This is a genomic window from Methylophaga sp. UBA5088 (assembly GCF_002414625.1).
Taxonomy (GTDB): Bacteria; Pseudomonadota; Gammaproteobacteria; order Nitrosococcales; family Methylophagaceae; genus Methylophaga; species Methylophaga marina.
On the sequence record NZ_DIAC01000105.1, the window covers coordinates 29,675 to 30,263 of the forward strand.

The 589-nt window shown below is 42.1% G+C and carries 1 protein-coding gene; it reads right to left on the bottom strand.

The features are described 5' to 3' along the window. The coding region (locus tag B4K20_RS13430; protein WP_289283256.1) for a hypothetical protein at nucleotides 1-589 on the bottom strand (589 nt) is incomplete at both ends.

Sequence of the window (589 nt, forward strand, 5' to 3'; positions counted from 1 at the left end):
GTCTATATCCGCTATATTCAGTTTTCGGTGCGTACTGTCCGTGTCTCTATTGATATCCGAGATCGTTTCTTCTGCTGTTTTGCCATATACAGCTAGTTGTTTGTCAGGATCGATTAATGTGATCTCTGCAGGCGCGATTGCACTTAATGTTGAACTGGCATCATCCACACTGGCTTCGCCTTTATTACTTAAATTCTGAGACGCCGTTTTTAACACGCCATATTTTCCAGAGAAGGCATCAGAGCCAACATTAAACCCTTGTTGACTCACTTCAGCACTCATCGCATTTTCTTTATCTGTCGTATGTAAGGTGGCGGTAATCATCTGATTTTTGTCCGCTGAAGCTTGACTATCAATAAGCGCAGCATCTAATTCAGTATGAGCACCTACATGAATATCAAACCCCTCTTGCCCAGCGAGAATGGCCGTTTGTTCATTCACGCTGAGATAGTCACTATTCGATTTTTGAGTATTGTGATGAAGGTTAAATGAAAACATGGACGTTCCTATACCAATACCGACACCCATCCCCGAATTGGATTCTTTACCTTTTAAATAATGACTGTCCTGTAAGCTGGATAGGGTGAGA